Genomic DNA, 17,239 nt, shown 5'->3' on the forward strand with positions numbered 1-17,239 from the left:
TCAACTTATGGAAACCTTAAAAACAGGCTCGCATTACATTTGGTCAATCGTCTTATTTGTTTTTGCGCTGGCAGCTTCCTGCGGGCAGAAAGAAACAGGAAACCAGGAGGAAACCGCGGCCTGGCCCGGTCATAAATCCTGGGAAATGGGGCCATTTGTCAAACAGAATGCCGCAAATCCGGTGCTTTTGCCGGGAGCACTGGAATTCCTTTGCCCGATTCTAGAAGAATCCGTGAAATGGGAGGAAAAAGACGTATTTAATCCAGCAGCAGTGGTTAAAGACGGCCAAATCAACTTGCTTTACCGGGCCGAAGATTTTCTGGGCAGCAATAACGGCACCTCCCGTATTGGCCTGGCCTTGTGTGAAGATGGGTTGAATTTTGAAAAGCTTTCCGAACCCGTTTTTTATCCGGAAAACGATAGCCTGAAGCACCTGGAATGGGATGGGGGAGTGGAGGATCCCCGCATCGTGGAAAGTGAAGACGGACAGTATATCATGACCTACACCAGTTATGACGGTGAGGTCGCCCGATTGATGCTGGCCACCTCACCCAATCTTAAGGACTGGACCAAATACGGAAGGGTACTGAAGGGTGATTTTAAAGACAGTTGGAGCAAGGCTGGAGCGATCGTAGCGGTGCGTGAGGGCGAGCGAATTATTGCTAAAAAAATCAATGGACGCTATTGGATGTACTTTGGGGATACCGATCTTTTTTTGGCCCATTCTGAGGACCTGCTTCATTGGGTCCCTTTGGAAACCAACGGGGCGTTAAAACCGGTAATGAAGCCCAGACCCGGTTATTTCGACAGTCGCCTGGTAGAATCGGGTCCTTACGCCTTGCTCCGAAACGAAGGGATAGTGCTCCTTTATAACGGGATGAACCTGGAAGAGGGGCAAGAACTGGATCCTTCCCTGCCTCCGGGGGCCTATTCCGCAGGTCAAGCCCTGTTTGACGGTGATGATCCTTCCAAATTGATCGATCGTTCCGAAACCTATTTCATGACTCCGGAAGAACCTTATGAAATCGAAGGACAAGTAAATCTGGTTTGTTTTATCGAAGGGATGGTTCCCTATAATGGTAGCTGGTTTTTATATTACGGGACCGCAGATTCAAAGATCGCTGCGGCCGTTTATGAGGAAACAGACATGCGCTAAGGGGTAAAAAAAGGAACCCCGGCAGTACCTTTTCAGGTATTTACCGGGGTTCTGTTAATTGAGAGAATTAACAGTCTTTAAGGGGGCAGAATTAGTTTGGTCCACCGCCGCCCATGACGGCACCGCCGGCACCACCATCGCCCTCTTTTAAATCTTCATTGGTCACGCCTCGTTTCTTCCTTCTTCCACCATCCACACTTAGTTTTCCGATTCGGTAAGAGAAGTTTATTTTAAAATTCATGTTTCGCATACTGGTGACACTTTCCTGCATGATGGTAGGAGTCACCAACTCATTTCGGATTTTAAATTCGCTGGTAAAGAAGTTTTCTGCACCGAATCCGATACTTCCTCTCTTTTCAGCAAATTGCTTGTTTATGCTTAAGCTGTAGATACCAAAGCCTCCAGATGAACCTTGTAATTGAACCCTTCGGCCCCGGTAGAAGCTGAATGCCTGGATTTGCCAGTCATTTGGTAGGCTGTAGTTTCCGAACAGCCTTCCGCTCAATACCAACCCTTCGTTTTGAGCAGCAAATGCAGGATCATCTAAGCCATTATCCAATTGGGCAAAATAGCTGTCTATGGATCCATTTAGCGAAAATTTACCTGAAATGTTGATGTTAGAGAACACGCTCAGGCCATACGCTCTTTCATTTCCTATGTTCTCGTAGGTGGTGAAGATCACATCGTCATCCTGAATGGTTCTTACCGGTTGGATGGATCCGGTGGTATTTCTCAGGTAGGTAGTGAAATTAAGCGATGTTCCTTTTATAAACGTGCTGTAGGATAATTCGTAATTGTCTGTAAATTCCGGATCCAATAGCGGGTTTCCCTGTGTGATTTGTTGAGGGTTGGCCGCTTCAATGTTTGGGTTCAGAAAATTCAGGGAAGGCCTCTGAATTCTTCGGTTATACGCCGCTTTTAACATGTTTCCATTTTCCAATTTTCTACCAAAGTTCATGTTTGGAACGAAGGTTCCGTAGGAAGGTATATCGGCAGGCAAATCAGAATCAAGAAAATCAGCTTCGATATTGGTATATTCGTAGCGCATTCCTGCTTTGATGGTATAGTGTTCCAGGAAGCCCAGTGTGTAGGATAAGTATCCTGCGGTTACATTTTGGTCGTAATTAAACTTATTGGAAAGGCTAATATCGTCCACTTCTTCAAATTCCCCATCGGCTCCTTCTGCCCGGAAATAAGCAAAGTCACTGACGGCTTTCCGAAGAATGTTTTTCGCACCGTATTCCAAAATCTGGTTATCACCTGAGCCCATGGGGCTGACATAGTCTAATTGAACCGTGAATTCTTCGTTAAGGTTATCGTTGTCATTTTTCAATCGGCTTACTACCTGGTCAAAGGACTCGTTATACAAACTGTTGATAAAATCATTGGTTCGATTGCTTCGGCTATACAAGCCAGACACACTAAATTCTTTCCCTTTTTTCTCAAAACTTTTGGTATAGTTATAGCTTACATCCACACTGTTGGAGAGATTATCTGTACGTACATCTCGCAGCAGCTCACTTACCAATACATCTTCCACATAGGTTTCGGTAGTCAGGTCATCCTGGTTCATTTTCATGTTTCTCAGACCAAAACTGACGGATGTGGTCATGAAATTAAGTGGGTTGATTTCGTAATCCCATCCAAAATTATACCTTCCGAACATCATGTTGTTACGGGTATCGGCAGCTTGAAGTATCCGTCTGTCAGGTCCATCGGAGGACAGCAGCGTTTGCTCATTTTCAAACCCTCCCAGTATATTATATCCGGCACGACCAAATCCGCCCAGACTAAAGCCCATTTTTCCCTTCTTAAGGGCAGCATTCAATCCCACATTAGATCCTCTTATCCCGGCACTGGTATTGATGTTCAGGGAAGCACCTTGTAACTTATTTTTCTTTGTCACAATATTGATTACCCCTCCGGTGCCTTCTGCATCGTATTTGGCAGACGGGGAGGTGATTACCTCTACCGACTTTATTTCTTCGGCAGGAATTTGCTTTAATGCATCGGCAATATTGTTGGCCACAATGGCGGATTGTTTGTTATCGATCAAAACCAGGATATTACTGCTTCCGCGCATGGACACGTTTCCATCCAAATCTACGGTAAGCATCGGAACCCTACGCAAGACATCGGAAGCATCTCCTCCGATGGTGGTTTTATCATTTTCGGCATTGTATATCGTACGGTCCACTTTTTCTGTGATCAGGCTTCGTTGCCCCTGTACGGTTACCTCTTCCAGTGCAACAGCAGATTCAGCCAGGGTAAGATTTCCCAAAAAGACATCGGGGGTATTAGGTCCCACTTCGATATCCTCCCGAACGAGGGGGTCATAGCCCACATAACTTAATTCAACTTTATATCGGCCAGCGTTTTTTACATTAAAAAAGAATTCTCCGCTGTCATCCGCAACCCCACCGGCAACCCCAGCATCGGTACCCGCCTCTTTCAACATGGCTGTCGCATAAGGAACCGGTTCACCGGTTTCTTTATCTACCACCTTGCCCGAAATTTTGAATTCTTTCTTGTCTGCATTTCCCTGCGCATGGGTGTGTAGGGTTCCTGCAAACAGGAAGAGGGTGGATATTACTAATAAACTGAATAATCTTTTCATTGGAGTGGAATATTTTAAATAATAGTTGTTTCAATACCTGCAACAAAAGAAATCTATTCTGTAGGGATAAAAAAACACAATAGATAGGTAGCCGTCAATTATCGACAAAAGCAGGAAAATACCAGACCAATGATTCGGCACTTCTCAATATTTGTATTGGTGGATCAGATTGGCTGATTAGACGGCTATTAAGGTATCTTGGTAGATTCTTTTGGTTCTTTCGTTTTCTTTATTTTAAGTTTATGCTGAGAAAAGGTATTTCTACGGAATATCGATCTCCCAATCTAAGCTTATGTCGTATTCCAATCAATCCCAGCGGATCACCCTGCTTATTCACATACTGGCGTGGATATTCATCGCCACGGTGATTTTCGTAGTCAGTCCCCTTTCCTGGAAAGTAGAGTTACCAGTTGAATACTGGTTCAAGCAGGGCTTTGTTCTAGCATTTCTTATTTTGCTGTTTTACCTCAATATGAAGGTGCTCGTTCCTAAAATTCTATTTAAGGGAAAGAACTGGACCTTTCTGCTGATAGCCATAGGCTCTACCTTAGTCAGTTTGTTTTTGATTATTCAATATGAAAATATTGTCAACCTGCCCGAGTTGATGCATTATTCCTTCCGGCCCAATGTACCCTACGAACCAAGACCCCGAAACTTCAGTTATGACCTGTTCACCGTATTGTTGTTACTTTTTGGTTTTGGAATCAGCACCAGCGTAGTGGCGGTACAAAAGTGGCAGGCCGATTTGGCTTTAAGAAAAGAGATGGAGCAGGAAAAGGTGTCCTCTGAATTGTCCTATCTTAAAGCGCAGATAAATCCGCATTTTTTCTTCAATACGCTGAATAATATCTATGCACTGACCAACATTGACGTGGAAAGAGCCCAGAAAGCCTTGCTGAAGCTGTCCCGAATGATGCGTTATGTCCTTTACGAAACGGATAAGGACCTGACGCGATTTAGTAAGGAACTGGATTTTATCATTGACTACATCGAACTGATGCGGCTGAGGCTCTCAGATAAGGTGATTCTGAACATTGACATACAGGAGAAAGTAGAGGATGTGCCCATCGCCCCCATGTTATTACTTCCTTTTCTTGAAAATTGCTTTAAGCACGGTATCAGTTCCACCAATGAAAGTAAAATTGATATTTCCATTTCTCAAAAAGGGAAAATTGTGCAACTTCAGACGCTGAATACCATCTTTCCGGCAAATCCTAATAGTAAAGAGACCGAAGGAAGCGGCATCGGGTTGACCAACACCAAAAGGAGGTTGGCCTTGATTTACGGAAAAAAGCACCAACTTAATATTGACCAAAATAATGAAAAATATCGAGTAGATTTAACCTTGGATTTGTCATGAATATCAGGTGTATCGTAGTAGATGATGAGCCCCTGGCCCTGGAGATGGTTTGTAAATTTGTAGAGAAAACAGCCTTTCTTCAATTGGACGCAAAATTTGAAAGTGCCCTGGAAGCATTGGCCTATATCAATTCCCAACAGGTAGATCTCCTGTTTTTGGACATTCAGATGCCTGATTTGACCGGTATGGAGCTGGCCCGGGTGCTTGAAGGAAGGAAAGGTACCGCTTCTCCTAAAATCATCTTCACTACGGCCTACAACCAATTCGCGATCGAAGGATACAAAGTCGATGCACTGGATTACCTGCTAAAGCCCTTTAGTTACGAAGAGTTTCTGACAGCCAGCCAAAAGGCCTTACGTCACTTCGAGAATTCACAGGCGATAGAAAAAGAACCGGTTCAGGATTATATTTTTTTAAAAGTCGAATACCAATTGGTTAAGGTTAAACTCAAAGAAATTATCCTGGTAGAAGGGTACAAAGATTACGTAAAAGTGCATCTGGAAGGAAAAAGTGCTCCCTTGCTCTCGCTCACCACGCTCAAAAGCATGGAAGAAATGCTTCCTGATAAACAATTTATGCGTGTGCATCGGTCCTATATCATATCCTTGGATCATATCCAATCCATCAGTAAGAGCACGGTAAATATGGGCATCATCACCATCACCGTCGGTGAAGGATACAAGGAAAATTTTCTGCAATTTATCAATAAATGGATCCAATAAAATCAGAAGATTCCAACTACCTTGTAAGCTATTCTACGGCGTACACGAAATTGCCATAGCCTTCTTCCTCCATATCTGAAAGGGGAATGAACTTCATGGCAGCGGAATTCATGCAATATCTCAGCCCTGTAGGTTCCGGACCGTCATTAAAAACATGACCCACATGCGAATCCCCATACTTACTGCGAACTTCTACGCGTACCATACCCATACTTCTATCAATCGGCTTTTCCAGAAACCGAGCATCCACCGGTTTGGTAAAACTGGGCCAACCTGACCCTGATTCGTATTTATCACGTGAACTGAACAAAGGAGCACCTGAAACAATACAGACATACAAGCCTTTTTCCTTATTATCATTGAGGGGATTGTCAAAAGCCCGCTCAGTAGCTTCTTCCATCGTGACCTGATATTGTAACGTTGTTAAACTGGCTTTCAATTCACTATCGGAGGGCTTGTCATAGTTATCAGAGGAGGGTACCTCCCAATGTTGCTGAATAAACCGGTCTCTTCCTGAACCGGTCCGGTAGGCTTTATACTCATTGGGTTGCTTTTTGTAATAGTCCTGGTGATATTCCTCGGCAGGGTAAAAATTCGTAAACTTCACAATCGGCGTGACGATAGGCTTTTCAAAAACAGTTGATTGCTCCAATTTTTCTTTGCTGGATTCAGCCACTTTTTTCTGACTTTGATCGTGATAGAATAAAACCGACTCGTATTGGCTTCCCCGATCATAAAAACTCCCCCCCGCATCGGTAGGGTCAAACAATTTCCAGTAAATATCAATGATCTCACTGAAACTGATCACATCTGGATCAAAGGTTACCTGAACGGCCTCTTTATGACTGGTTTGGCCTGAGGAAACCTGCGCATAGGTTGGATTTTTTTCTTTTCCTCCCGCATAACCTGAAACGACTGAAATAACCCCGTCAATCCCTTCAAAAGGAGCTTCTATGCACCAAAAACAACCTCCGGCAAAGGTGGCTTTTTCGGTTTTACCTTGATAACTGACCGATTCCTCCTCTCCATTATCACCTCCCGACTCATTCGATGCGTTGCAGGCTGAAAGGGTAATGGAAAAAAGGGCCACTAGCCCGAATAGGGTTTTCCTTGAATAGCTCATGTAAAATCGTGTATTTATTTCCCTTAGGAAACGTCAAAATAGGGGTTTATGTTCAAAAATTTTAAGAGCCGGTTATCAGATTATCCGGTTTGTGAATTATCCTCCGGAATGACAAACCACAGAATCAAGTAAACCAGTAATCCTGGAAAAGCAGCACTCAGTAATGAAATCAGCACGTAGGCAATTCGAAGTTTGTCTGCTTCCCAGTCCAGGTAGTTGGCAAGCCCACCGCATACGCCTGCAATTAGTTTATTCTGAGTGGATCGGTGAAATTTTTTAGTCATGGAATCGTAATATTTAGCGTTAAAAAAAACGGGATGTCAGCTTAAGGTAGTCAAACCACCCTAATCCATGTAAATTAAGCAATTTGAAGGCCAATTTCAAAAAAAGGAGTGCCAACGCCACATCCCCTGGAAGGAACCGCTAGATTGATCAGTTGTGTTGGATATCAATTCTGGCATTTTTTTTGAACCGAGTGACTAAGAGTAAGTGATCGAAAGCCATGGCTTTCTTTTATTTAATTGAATGTATAACCAAACCAACTCAACACCATGAATTTGAATGTAGTTAATTTGAGCGCAGCAATCGCCTGCACCCTGTTATTTATTGCCTGTGACGGCAGTCAATCTGGTAAGGATAACCTGAATGAAGCGGAAGACGAAATGGAAGCAATAACTTCTGATACCAAGGAGGAGGTTAACGAAGTTCTTTCAGAAACAGAAGAGGTTATTTCCAAGGAAACGGCTGAACTCAAAGAGGAGGCCAGCAATTTGAAAAGTAAATTGAATGAAAATCAACTGGAACCTGCCGATTCAGCCATTAGCGAGCATATTTCACGCTTGGATGAAGGCATCCAGAATTTGGAGCTAAAGTCAAGAGAATTTGAAAATGCGGCTCAAAAAAGAAAAGAACAGATCAAAACCGAATTTGATAAATTGGTAGTAGAAGTGGAAACAAGTTTGGAGAATTTGAAAGAGGAATTGCAAGAGGGCTAAATCGAATTTAGACTACTGTAAATGAGAAAGGCATTTTCTGAGCGATCAGGAAATGCTTTTTTATTTGAAGCCCTCTCAATCAAATCATTGTACAGGTGCTATTTGCAGCTGCCAGGCACGGCGTTACTGAAGGCAGAAACCGTTGAGGTCTTCGAGACCTCGACGGTTTTTTTTGTGTACATTCCGAAAAAAGAATACGAGGTCATATCGATGAGTGATTTAGAGGAAGCGCAAATGGTTTTGGTTATCAGTAAATTACCTTAACTGAAAAGCAACAACAACTTGACAGGTTTTCGGATTCTAAGAATTATGAAAAACGTATTAAGTATCGTAAAATTATTTTTTCAGGGTGTAAAAAAAACTCCAAAATGAGTCACCGGCAAAAGCGATTTTTTTGGCTTGAAAATTGCGCAAAATTTATAAATAAAGTTTTGAAGAAAATATTGAAAAGGTATCACAAGATCTGAAATTGACAATTCCGTGTAAAAAAATAGGCAAACGCGGATTACTTCAATTGGGGAGGAATTTATATTATGGAAGATACAGAAAATTTGTTGAGCGATACCGATTATGATTTGGGTTTGTTTTTTAAATTTTCTCCGGATCTGTTTTGCATCGCAAGCTACGATGGGTATTTTAAAAAAGTTAGTCCCTCTTTTCAGAAACTATTGGGTTATTCTTTTGATGAATTGTATGAAAATCCCACTACTACTTTTTTGTATGGAGAAGATGCAGCTATCACGGCGGACATTCGAAAAAATGTAATTGGTGGCACGGCTTTAAAAAATTTTGAGAACCGGTACCGGACAAAAACAGGCGAAGTGATTTGGCTTTCCTGGACGTCTTTTCCAATACCGGAAGAAAAGTTGATCTACGGGGTCGCCAGAAACATTACCCCCAAAAAAGAAATTGAGATCAAGAAAAACGAATGGATTCGGTATTTGACCCAGAGGAATGAAAAATTAAAGCAACTTACCATTACCACTTCGCATGACCTCAGGGCACCTGTTAATAACCTTTTAGCTGTTTTTCAGCTAATGGATACTCAAAAAATTGAAGATCAGGAGACATTGGAACTGGTGGAGTTGCTGCATCAGTCCACAGAGGGTTTAAAACAGAAGTTAGATCATTTTTTAACCACCCTAAAACAAGATTACGCTGAGAAGGTAAAGGTCGAAAAACTTTCGCTTAGGGGTATTTACAACCAAACCACGGTTGCCATTCAATCGCTTATTGAAAATTCAGGGGCGGTGATTTTGGCTGACTTCAGCCAGGTTCCGGAAGTTGAATTCAACCGCATGTACCTGGAAAGTATTTTCCTGAATTTGATTACCAACTCCATCAAATACAGTAAATCGAATGTAAAACCCCTTATAGAAATTAAGTCTTTTGTAAAAAATGGCATGGTAAAAATTTCCTTTACGGACAATGGGCTGGGCTTTGATATGGAACAGGTGAAAATGAAATTATTTGGCTTTGATCAAACGTTTCACAACCACAAGGAAAGCCAGGGAGTTGGGTTATACCTGGTACATGCGCATGTTACGGCATTGGGCGGAAAGATCGGGGTGAATAGTAAACCTGGGGAGGGAACGGAATTTATCATTTCATTTCCAGATCTGGATTAGTGAATTGGTTTTGTTTCGATCCGGTTGTTTCCTTTTTAAATGCTAATTTTTTTCATCAACTTGTCAGGAATTAGACAGATAGTCGTCTGTTCCAGTACGTAAATTTGTTTGAGAAATAGTATTAGGAAGGATTTTTCCCAATGAGTGAAAAAAGCAAAAGCATCGTTATTATTGGCAATGGCATTTCAGGAGTAACCTGTGCCCGAAATATCCGAAAGCAGGATCCGCGGGTGCCGATCACCATCATTTCCGGAGAAACGACCCATTTTTTTTCCCGAACCGCCCTGATGTATATTTACATGGGCCACATGAAATACGAGCATACCAAACCGTATGCGGATGATTTTTGGAAAAAAAATGACATCCAACTGCGCCAGGGATGGGTTCATTCTGTGGACTATACACATAAAAAAATAGTTTTCCAGAACGGTGATGAATTGTCCTATGGAACATTGATTTTGGCCACCGGTTCCAAACCAAATAAATTTGGATGGCCCGGAGAAAACCTGGAAGGGGTACAGGGGCTTTACAGTTATCCTGATCTTTTGTCCATGGAGAAACACACCCAATCGATTAACCGGGCTGTAATTGTGGGCGGCGGATTAATTGGAATCGAAATGGCAGAGATGCTAGGCACCAGAAATATTCCGGTTACATTTCTGGTCAGGGAAAAGGGTTTTTGGGACAACGTGCTTCCGGAGGAAGAAGCAGACCTGGTCGGCAGGCATATTCGGGAACATGGAGTCGACCTCCGACTAGAAACAGAATTGGCCGCTATTCTGGACGATGGAAAGGGAAGGGTAAAAGGAGTCCGGACCGGTAACGGCGAGACCATTGATTGTGGTTTTGTGGGGTTAACGGCCGGGGTGAGTCCGTATATTGAGATATTCAAAGGAACCGAACTGGAAACGAATCGGGGCATTCTGGTGGACGAAAAATTTCAGACCAACCTTCCGGATGTGTTTGCCATCGGTGATTGCGCAGAATTTAAAATTGCCCCGGGACCGGATCGAAAAAAAATCGAACAAGTCTGGTACACCGGCAGAATGCATGGAGAAACACTGGCGCACAACCTGACGAGCAAAAATCAAGTTAGCTATCAGCCTGGTATTTGGTTTAATTCGGCGAAGTTTTTTGATATCGAGTACCAGACCTATGGGCACGTTCCAGCCCAACCAAGGGAGGGAGAATGGGCCTTCTACTGGGAGGATGCTTCCGGTAAGATGGCGCTGCGATTGCTTTTTAACGAAAAAGATCAGGTGTTAGGTGTCAACGCCTTTGGTTGGAGAATGCGGCATGCCTTTTTCGACCGGGCTATCACAGAAGGCTGGGAGGCAGACAGGGTGGTCAGCCAACTACATAAAGCCGACTTCAACCCGGAATTTCACAAAAAGCTGCACCGGCTTCTTATAGCGGCTTATAACAAGGAAAAGGGCAAATCCCTGACGATTCCTAAAAGGTCATTTATTCAAAAACTAATTGGTTCAAGGGCATGAAATTTCTTCAAAATACAGGGCTGACACTTTTTGTATTAGGCTTAGCCATTTTCACCGCAATCCCCTTTTTAGGAACATGGGAACTAGATGCCTCCATGGTAAAAGAAACGACAAAGGAGATGCACCGGGAAGTGATGGTAGATATACTAACTCCCATGTATGATAAAACCTACTCCTCTCAATTTGCCTTTATAAGCGAATACAGCCGCCATTTCGAAGCGTATAATGAATCTTTAAAGGCCGAAGAAAAATGGGATCAGGTGATTTGGGATGATTATGCCTTTCCATTGACAAAAAATGCCTCCGAAGGCCCAGTATCGGCTTCCCCTTTGCTATTCTTGTTTCTTTCCATAGGATTAGCGGTTTTGGGCGGATTACTTTATATCCTGCCCTTGTATAGAAATGAGACAGCAGGTATTAAGAATGACGGAATTTATTTTTCGTCCATGAAAGCAAGAGGCTGGCTGGGGATCGTCACCGGAACCTACCTGATTGTTTTTTACATCATTCTGTACTGGTACCCCGAATACCTGGCAAATTTGGTGATCATGGTAGATCCCCTCAGTGAGGTCCTGTCCGGTGGTCCGGCAAGCCAGTGGTTTCTATACGGTTTGATATACACCCTGGCCATACTGGTCATGGGCGTTCGCATGTTCCGGAAATATCGGGGAAACAACTACCAAACCATTCGAACCGTTTCGGTCATGTTTTTCCAGTTATCTTTTGCCTTTCTGATTCCGGAAATTTTGGTTTTATTCAACATGCCCTGGCATGACTTTAAGAATATTTGGCCCCTGGACTATTCATTTTTCTATGAATATCGCCTGGAAGGAATGATCAGTTCGGGTGCATTGGGCATGTTTATGCTTGTTTGGGGCATATTGTTAATTATAATCGGAGTGCCCATTTTTACCTATTTTTATGGTAAGCGCTGGTATTGTAGCTGGGTGTGTGGTTGCGGGGGCCTGGCCGAAACCCTGGGAGATCCCTACCGGCAACTTTCGGATAAGTCCTTAAAATCGTGGCAAATTGAACGTTATCTGGTGCATGGGGTGTTGGTATTTGCCGTCCTGATGACGGTCGTTACCCTAACCAATTATTTTATGGAATTTGGCCTCTTGGGTCAGGCAACGGATCAGCTCCACTCCATTTATGGTTTTGCGATTGGTTCGGCTTTTGCTGGAGTTATTGGGACCGGATTTTATCCCTTTATGGGGAACCGGGTATGGTGCCGGTTTGGTTGTCCTTTAGCAGCTTACCTGGGCATCGTACAGCGTTTCAAGTCCCGATTTCGGATCACAACCAATGGAGGGCAATGCATTTCCTGCGGCAATTGCTCCACCTATTGTGAAATGGGCATCGATGTTCGCTGGTATGCGCAGCGGGGGCAAAATATTGTCCGATCCTCCTGTGTGGGCTGTGGGGTATGTTCCGCCGTCTGTCCCCGCGGAGTATTGAAACTGGAGAATGGGGAAGAATCCGGAAGGATTAACGACATGCCGGTCATTATCGGTAATAATTCCGTCAAATTGAAATCGTAAACATGTGGATATATTTGTTTTTAGGAATGTATGGTTTGGCCATGACATTTATTTTGCTGTACAGTTTTGCACAGGCAAACTTGTTATGGCATTTTTTCCGGTTCAAAAGCAATAGTGAACCGATGGCTTCTTTGGAAGACCCGGATTTACCCCAGGTGACCGTTCAACTACCTGTTTTTAATGAAAAATACGTTGTAGAGAGGTTGATGGATGCGGTCTGCCACCTGCAATACCCATCGGAAAAGCTTGAAATTCAGATTCTCGACGACAGTACCGACGAAACGGTGTCGCTGATCCGGGAATCGATCAAAAAATACCCGGAAGCGAATATCAAACACGTTCATCGAAAAGTCCGGACCGGCTTTAAGGCAGGTGCCCTGAAGGAGGGGTTGGCCGAGGCTTCGGGAGAACTGATAGCCATATTTGATGCTGATTTTGTACCGGATACCCAATTTTTGCTAAAAACGGTTCCCCATTTTAAAAACGAGGAAATCGGCATGGTCCAATCCAGGTGGGGACATCTGAACGAAGATTATTCCCTATTTACCCGCCTTCAGGCCTTTGCCTTGGATGCGCATTTTATGGTGGAGCAAATGGGAAGAAATGCCCAACAGGCTTTTATTAATTTTAATGGTACCGGAGGGATTTGGAGAAAAACCTGTATCCTGGATGCGGGAAACTGGGCAGACGATACGCTGACAGAAGACCTGGATTTGAGTTACCGTGCCCAGCAAAAAGGATGGAAATTTTTGTATCGACCCGATGTGGTATCTCCTGCCGAACTCCCACCTGTCATGTCGGCTATCAAATCCCAGCAATTCCGCTGGACAAAGGGTGGGGCAGAATGTGCCGTCAAGCATTTAAAAGAGGTGCTGCGAGGGCCCTTTCCCTTTAGTGTCAAAATCCATGCAGCCGCTCATTTGCTAAATTCCTTGCTATTTATCGCCATATTGATTGTCAGCATTAGCAGCCTACCGATTTGGTGGGGGTTTTACCAGGGATTGATTCCGCCGGATATTTTCAAGGCGGCGACTGTTTTTTTGGTAGGTTTTGTCCTGATAGCGGCCGTTTATTTTGTTGCCAATTTGAGTTTGGCCGGCTATTCCCGGAAGGGACTTTGGCGTTATTTATGGGAATTGCCCGTCTTCCTTTCGGTATCCATGGGACTTTCGGTCCATAATGGACAGGCAGTATGGGAGGGGCTTACGGGGATAAAATCTCCTTTTATCCGAACACCCAAATACAACCTGAAAGGTAAAAAAGAAGGCTGGTCCGGTAATGTTTACCATCTCAAAAATGTCCCTGCCACGGTTTACGTAGAGGCAGGGTTGGCCTTGATCTTTCTGCTGGTCGTCGTTTTGTCGGTGTATACGGCTACTTACGAAATGATCCTTTTCCATGCCATGCTGGCCATGGGTTTTGGAACCGTCAGCCTGGCCTCTTTCAGCGGTCCAGGGAGACCCGGTACTCACTTATCGAGCAGCGTTTGAAACTGAAATAGGCCTGTTTTCTTTGTATTGGTCCTTTGCTACCAACCGCAAGGCTTATCACTAACTATTAAAGAATGAATCCAAAAAAAGGAGCACCTAGCCATATTGATGTCATCATACCTGCCTTTAACGAAGAAAATGCTGTTGGAAAGGTAATTCAGGAAATCCCGGCCCTCGTCAGGCATGTAGTGGTAGTCAATAACAACTCCAATGACAATACCCGGAAGGTAGCGGCCAAGGCCGGTGCAGTGGTATTGGATGAGCCGATAAGGGGCTATGGAAAGGCCTGTTTGAAGGGGATGGCATTTCTTTCCCGGGAGAAAGTAGCTCCTGATGTGGTGGTTTTTTTGGATGCCGATTACAGTGACTATCCAGCGGAAATGGAACGGCTCATTGCTCCAATTATCGAGGATGGGTTTGATTTCGTAATTGGCTCCCGGGCTCTGGGCAATCGGGAGAAAGGATCCATGACGCTACCACAAGTCTTTGGTAATTGGTTGGCTACCCGCTTGATGCGGCAGATGTATTCAGCTCATTTTTCCGACCTGGGGCCTTTCCGGGCCATTCGTTGGAAAAAGTTGCAGGCATTGCAAATGGTAGATGAAAATTACGGTTGGACCATAGAAATGCAGGTAAAGGCAGTCAAAGCTGGGTTGACCTATACCGAAGTCCCGGTAAATTACCGGCAGCGGATAGGCAAATCCAAAGTCAGCGGAACCCTGAGAGGAGTCATCGGTGCCGGATATAAAATCCTTTGGACGCTATGGAAATACCGGTAACTTTTGCTCATACCTTTCTTCTCCCGGGCTTTAGAAGTACGTATTTTTCATTAAATTACGACTAAATAGAACCAATCATGAAGAATCGATTACTCTTATGTGCAGGAATCTTGTTGACCTTAGCTTGTTCGCGACCCGAAAGGGAGTCAGTGGATTTTGAAGCCTGGGGAGAATATTGGTTCCAGGGAACAGCCGAAATTAGTAGTTTTGACCTGGTCCAATACCGTTACGGGGAACCCCGGGAAGGGGAGGCTGTATTGATTTTCGTGACGGAAGATTTTTCCCGGAGCAAACAAGTAAAACTGGATGATCCGGCCGCCGCCGGTAGGGATAAGATGTCAGTGATTAAAATGAACCAAACCAGGGACTTTATCACTGGAATTTACCCCTATCACATGATGCTTTCTGCTTTTACCCCCACCAAAGAGGACTCCCGGGGAGTGAAGTTTACCGTGTCTTCTCAGGAATGGTGTGGACAGGCATTTGCTCAGGTAAATTTAAATAGTGGGGAATCCTATTCGGGAGAACTGTTTTCCTATTTTGAAGAAGAAGGGGATAAGAGCTTTTCCCTTACGGGAATGGCAGAAGATGATTTGTGGAATCTGATCCGCATACACCCCAATCAAATCCCTACCGGAAGCGTACAAATGTGGCCTTCTCTTATCTATCAAAGGTTAACTCATCGGGATTTTGCAGCCGAAGAAGCGTTTATCCGGTTGAAAGATATCAGTGATTCACGAAGACAGCTGGAGGTGACCTACAGCACCGGCCAAAGGGAATTGAGGATAGATTTTGAAAAAGAATTTCCTCATACCATTCTGGGCTGGGAAGAATTGCATACCAAAGAAAACGGGGAAACGGAAATTACCAAGGCCACCCGAAAAGGGATGAAGGTCGTTGATTACTGGACCCGGAATTCGCTGGAAGATGAATACCTACGCGATGAATTGAATCTTAACCCCTAATCCCGACTCCTTTTGAAAGCATTTTTAAGTTATGCGGGAGTAGCAATTGGGTTGTTGGGGATAGGGTATTGGTTTCCCAGAACGGCCTTTCCGGAGCTGATGGGCCTGTATGGAATGGCATTCTTAAGCTACCTCGTACTGGTTTCCATTCACAAGAATAAAGCATTTTCTACCCTGGTAGTGATAATACTGGCCATGGTCCTGCGCCTGCTTTTGATGGGAGCCTGGCCGGAACTATCGGACGATTTTTACCGGTACCTATTTGATGGGCAGCTATTGGTAAAAGGAATCAATCCTTACCTGCAAATGCCAGCAGAACTGTTTGACTCTGGTATCATACCGGATAATTCCTATTGGCAAAGCCTGGTGGAGAAGATGAATTCTTCGGAATATTATTCACTTTATCCGCCGTTGCATCAGCTTTTTTTCTGGATGGCCGCACTGGCAGGAGAAAATTTATTTCTCAACATCCTGGTGCTGAGGTTAATTATTTTGCTTGTAGAAGGGATCAATTTATGGCTGATTCAAAAAATCCTTTTCCTTTGGCGCAAGCCTGCTTATCACCTTTCCTGGTATGCGTTTAATCCGTTGGTTATATTGGAACTGACCGGTAACCTGCATTTTGAAGGGTTAATCCTCACGGGCTTGCTGGCGGCAATTTATTTTTACTCTTCCCAAAAAGTTGTATGGACTGGATTGAGTTGGGCTGCTGCTATAGGGCTAAAATTAACGCCCATTTTACTGGCTCCTGTTTGGATCCGATTTTGGGACAAAAGAAGGTTTTTGATCTTTTCATTAACGGCCATTTTTTTTGTTCTTCTCTTTTTGAGTCCCATTTTATTGCTGGAGGGAGGAGAAAACTATTACCAGAGTTTCCGCCTGTACCAGACCAAATTTGAGTTCAATGCTTCGCTGTATTACCTGATTCGGGGAGTAGCCGGATTTTTTATCGATTATAACCCCATCGCCTACGTAGGGCCTGCTCTTCAAGTGATTGCCGTCATTTTCCTGTTGGGCATGGGTTTGTATCAGCGGACATTTACTCAGGAAGCCCTGGTGTCAAAAATGGTGTGGATGTACCTCGTTTTTCTTCTGCTACAAACCACCGTACATCCCTGGTACCTGATTCCCGCACTAGGTATCAGCGTGCTAAGTGCCAACCGCATCTTCGTGGTCTGGACGGGATTGGTTTTTGTTTCCTACCATGCGTATGCTCAGCCCGGCATGAACGAAATTTTATGGATCATCGCCACTGAATACGTACTTCTGGGGATCGCGGGATTGTTGATTTTATACCGGGATTTCACCGGGGAACGTACGTTGTCTTCTTCCCCTTCCTCCTCCGGAGAGTTATGATGACCTAAAAA

At 44.1% G+C, this 17,239-nt stretch carries 15 protein-coding genes; 12 read left to right on the forward strand and 3 right to left on the reverse strand.

From position 1 onward, the window contains the following. The first annotated feature begins 7 nt into the window (after positions 1–7). Positions 8–1,156: a glycoside hydrolase family 130 protein gene (locus tag GJS45_RS06555; protein WP_162340673.1), complete on the forward strand. Its 1,149-nt coding sequence runs from the start codon at positions 8–10 to the stop codon at positions 1,154–1,156. Positions 1,157–1,247: 91 nt separating this feature from the next. Here GJS45_RS06555 and GJS45_RS06560 read toward each other — a convergent pair whose 3' ends face one another. Further along, positions 1,248–3,773: a TonB-dependent receptor domain-containing protein gene (locus tag GJS45_RS06560; RefSeq protein ID WP_162340674.1), complete on the reverse strand. Its 2,526-nt coding sequence runs from the start codon at positions 3,771–3,773 to the stop codon at positions 1,248–1,250. A gap of 292 nt (positions 3,774–4,065) precedes the next feature. Here GJS45_RS06560 and GJS45_RS06565 point away from each other — a divergent pair, with 292 nt between their 5' ends. Both GJS45_RS06565 and GJS45_RS06570 read left to right on the forward strand, forming a co-directional pair. After that, complete coding sequence (locus GJS45_RS06565) at positions 4,066–5,133, forward strand: sensor histidine kinase (RefSeq protein WP_162340675.1); 1,068 nt, start codon at positions 4,066–4,068, stop codon at positions 5,131–5,133. After that, positions 5,130–5,855 (forward strand): LytR/AlgR family response regulator transcription factor, encoded by a 726-nt coding sequence (locus GJS45_RS06570; protein ID WP_162340676.1) that lies wholly within the window; start codon positions 5,130–5,132, stop codon positions 5,853–5,855. The genes GJS45_RS06565 and GJS45_RS06570 overlap by 4 nt, the downstream gene beginning before the upstream one ends. A 28-nt stretch (positions 5,856–5,883) precedes the next feature. Here the strand turns inward: GJS45_RS06570 and msrA are convergent, their stop codons facing one another. Next, complete coding sequence (gene msrA / locus GJS45_RS06575; protein WP_162340677.1) at positions 5,884–6,978, reverse strand: peptide-methionine (S)-S-oxide reductase MsrA; 1,095 nt, start codon at positions 6,976–6,978, stop codon at positions 5,884–5,886. A gap of 80 nt (positions 6,979–7,058) precedes the next feature. Beyond that, the gene (locus tag GJS45_RS06580; protein ID WP_162340678.1) at positions 7,059–7,262 is read right to left on the reverse strand and encodes a PspC domain-containing protein; all 204 of its coding nucleotides are present in this window, start codon (positions 7,260–7,262) and stop codon (positions 7,059–7,061) included. A 267-nt stretch (positions 7,263–7,529) separates the two neighbouring features. Between GJS45_RS06580 and GJS45_RS06585 the strand changes: the two genes are divergently transcribed. From GJS45_RS06585 to GJS45_RS06625, 9 genes are all read left to right on the forward strand, one after another. After that, positions 7,530–7,973: a hypothetical protein gene (locus GJS45_RS06585; protein ID WP_162340679.1), complete on the forward strand. Its 444-nt coding sequence runs from the start codon at positions 7,530–7,532 to the stop codon at positions 7,971–7,973. A gap of 21 nt (positions 7,974–7,994) precedes the next feature. Beyond that, complete coding sequence (locus tag GJS45_RS06590) at positions 7,995–8,237, forward strand: hypothetical protein (RefSeq protein ID WP_162340680.1); 243 nt, start codon at positions 7,995–7,997, stop codon at positions 8,235–8,237. Positions 8,238–8,506: 269 nt separating this feature from the next. After that, positions 8,507–9,601 (forward strand): PAS domain-containing sensor histidine kinase, encoded by a 1,095-nt coding sequence (locus GJS45_RS06595; protein ID WP_162340681.1) that lies wholly within the window; start codon positions 8,507–8,509, stop codon positions 9,599–9,601. Between the two features lie 140 nt (positions 9,602–9,741). Then, on the forward strand, positions 9,742–11,097 hold the full coding sequence (locus GJS45_RS06600; protein WP_162340682.1) for an NAD(P)/FAD-dependent oxidoreductase: 1,356 nt from the start codon (positions 9,742–9,744) through the stop codon (positions 11,095–11,097). Then, positions 11,094–12,638, forward strand: coding sequence for a 4Fe-4S binding protein (locus tag GJS45_RS06605; RefSeq protein ID WP_162340683.1), 1,545 nt, complete (start codon positions 11,094–11,096; stop codon positions 12,636–12,638). Before GJS45_RS06600 ends, GJS45_RS06605 begins: the two co-directional genes overlap by 4 nt. Before the next feature lie 2 nt (positions 12,639–12,640). Next, positions 12,641–14,128, forward strand: a complete 1,488-nt coding sequence (locus GJS45_RS06610; protein WP_162340684.1) for a cellulose synthase family protein — start codon at positions 12,641–12,643, stop codon at positions 14,126–14,128. 74 nt (positions 14,129–14,202) lie between these two features. Continuing rightward, complete coding sequence (locus tag GJS45_RS06615; protein ID WP_162340685.1) at positions 14,203–14,907, forward strand: glycosyltransferase family 2 protein; 705 nt, start codon at positions 14,203–14,205, stop codon at positions 14,905–14,907. Positions 14,908–14,984: 77 nt separating this feature from the next. Then, positions 14,985–15,872: a hypothetical protein gene (locus GJS45_RS06620; protein WP_162340686.1), complete on the forward strand. Its 888-nt coding sequence runs from the start codon at positions 14,985–14,987 to the stop codon at positions 15,870–15,872. Between the two features lie 12 nt (positions 15,873–15,884). Further along, the gene (locus GJS45_RS06625; protein WP_162340687.1) at positions 15,885–17,228 is read left to right on the forward strand and encodes a carotene biosynthesis protein; all 1,344 of its coding nucleotides are present in this window, start codon (positions 15,885–15,887) and stop codon (positions 17,226–17,228) included. Positions 17,229–17,239: the final 11 nt, after the last annotated feature.

The organism is Cyclobacterium salsum (assembly GCF_010119245.1).
Classification (GTDB): Bacteria; Bacteroidota; Bacteroidia; order Cytophagales; family Cyclobacteriaceae; genus Cyclobacterium; species Cyclobacterium salsum.